The 2668-nt window shown below is 53.4% G+C and carries 1 protein-coding gene; it reads right to left on the reverse strand.

Annotated elements, in window-relative coordinates; genetic code table 11:
- Window positions 1–341: 341 nt before the first annotated feature.
- The coding region (locus tag ACH2EH_RS25520) for a CHAT domain-containing protein (RefSeq protein ID WP_395146241.1) at window positions 342–2668 on the reverse strand (2327 nt) is incomplete at its 5' end.

Genomic DNA, 2668 nt, shown 5'->3' on the forward strand with positions numbered 1-2668 from the left:
GTAGTGGAATCGCAACTACCCAAGAGACTCGGCGTAAAAGTGAGGGTTCGGCGATCGGGTCCAATGATCGCTCTCCCCTTTACCGCCCCAGTACTAGGAACCGTAAACGAAAGGCTGACAGGCGTTGCATCTGGTAACGTGGCACTGGCATTATAGTTACCCTGGTACGAATTTATAGGGCTTAGACTGCGAGAGCCGCACCCGGCTAAGGCAATCAACAGGACTGGAAGCAATCGACGATGCATCTCGCTCAAGTATACCTGATCCCAATTGGAACCTTCAAGAGGATGTTCGGTAAGCAACTAGACGTTGGTAATATGAGCCTGTTCTATTTCCAATGCCTATCTCCAATCCCCCATGAGGACAAACGGTGCCCAGTAATAGGGATGCGAGTGCTTGGGGTCTTGCATCAGGCTGAGTGAGGCTTGCCTTAGTGCTGCCCCCTTGCTCAGCTTGCGCGTTACCAAGTTCCCGTAGAAGCTGCGCATCAGTGTGGCCGTGCTGGCATCGTTTACACTCCACTGGCTCACGACCTGTGTGGAACAGCCCGCGACAAACAGTGCCCAAGTCATTCCAATCACACCGTCGCCCGTGCGCTGAACGCCACGCCCAGTATTACAAGCAGATAAAACCACCAGCTCCGCGGAGAGATCCATATCAAAGATTTCCCGTGCCGTGAGAAAGCCATCGTCCTTGCTGCCAGTGCTTGGCTGAGCCAGCACGAGGGAGGAGAGTAGTGGGCTGGCATCGTTGAAGAAACCGTGCGTCGCAAAGTGAAGGTAGCGGTACTTGCCCGATTCTGCCTTAGCAATACTCTCTTGTGCATTCTTGTCCGTCAGGATCATGGCGCTGGGAAAGTGTTCCTTGAGGACATCGGCTTCACGTTGGGTGCCGGGAAGTGCCGCAATCGTCTTGCCACGCGTTAAGATGCGATCCATTTGGGAAGAAGGACCGCGATCTGGGCCGATAATAGGGCGATCTGGGCCGATAATAGGGCGCTGTCCCGGAAGGTCGTCCAAATCGCCGAAGCGTTTGGACGAACCGAAGTCTGGATTGGCAAGGGCTAGGAGCATTTGGCTGGGCTTCCTGCGCTGCGCCTTTTGTGTCAAGGCAGCTTGCACTCCCGTAGCGCTGTAGGCATAGGCAAGCTCGAAGCGCTGCGTCAGAAACTGTCCACCAGAGAGCAGTGCCTGGAAGGGAATGTCCCACAGCGCACCATCTGGGCAAATCACCAGACGCTTGATACCCATGAGGTGCTTGGCCGCGGGAGACACGAGCAGTTTGTAGAGTTCCCTCGCTGCTTGTTTGTAGTCTTTGCGCGGATCGGTACAGGCAGCACGAAACAGCGAGGCTTTGGTGACGAGGCTCTTGTAGGTAAAGGGGAGAGTGAATGCTTTGACTTTGCCCTGCACGATAACAAACAGAGCCAGCTTCTCCTGAGAAACCACGATGTAGTCTAGCAGGGCCGTGTCGGGGGGCAGGAGCTTTGCCATGTCTTCTAGGGTAGCTGTCTTGGCAACGCGTTTCTGTGCAAGGCTGGGATGGCGTGCGTAGAGCGTGTCTGTAAGGGTCTGTAGCTTGTCCTCGGTCTTCTTGAGATCTTCTTTGAGTGCTGCGAATCGCTTCTTTGCCCCGACCTTGTTCTGGACTCCCTCATTGATCATCTGTGCGTTAAGGAAATTTGCCTTCTGGCGAAGCGCTTGCTCTTGTTGCTTCTCCTCCGGGGTCAGTTCAGCATTTAAGTCGACGCGTCCAGATGCCATGAGATCTAGGAGGGATCGCGCCTTAGTCTTCTGTGCGATCTCGAAGGCGGTGATGATCTTGCCCTGATCCATCAAGAGGTTGAGATAGTCGTAGTAGGTGCCAATTATGGAACCAAGGAAAGCAGACTTTGATTCCGAGAACCCTCCCAGGTTTTCGCGCAGAGTTTCATAGAGAGCGACGGCTTGGGCATAGTGCGCCTCGGCTTGGTCGGTCTTCTTGAGTTTCTTCTCGATGATCGTCAAGTTACTAAGCGTGTCGGCCTCTCCCCCCTTGTCTCCAACGGCTCGGTATAGTGTCAGTGCCTGGTTGAAGAACTCCAGCGCCTTCTGGGGCTGACCAGTGTCCGAGTAGACATTGCCGATACGGTTGAGAGTTTTGGCTTCGTCTTTCTTATTTCCAGCTTCTCGGTACAGCATCAGGGCTTGGTTGTAGAACTCCAGCGCCTTCGATAGCTGATCGGTGTTACTGTAGACGAGGCCAATATTGTTGAGCGTGTCTGCCTTTCCACTCTTGTCTCCAGTTTCTCTATATAGCTTCAGTGCTAAGTTGTAGAACTCTAGCGCTTTCTGAGGTTCGCCGGTGTTCTTATAGACGTTGCCAATGCCGTTGAGCGTGTCGCTCTCATCCTGCTTATTTCCAATGGCGCGATAGATTGCCAGTGCCTGTGTGTAGAACTCAAGCGCTTTCTGAGGCGGGCCGATGTTCCTGTAGACTAAGCCGATGTTGTAGAGTATATTGGCCTCAAACTGCTTGTTTCCGGTTTCTCGGTACAGTATCAGTGCCTGGTTGTAGAACTCTAGCGCTTTCTGAGGTTCGCCGGATTCACGGTAGACCTCGCCGATGTCATAGAGTGCGTTTGCCTCTCCAATCTTGTTTCCAGTTTTTCTGTATAGCGTCAGTGCTA

Source organism: Armatimonas sp. (assembly GCF_043760365.1).
Taxonomy (GTDB): Bacteria; Armatimonadota; Armatimonadia; order Armatimonadales; family Armatimonadaceae; genus Armatimonas.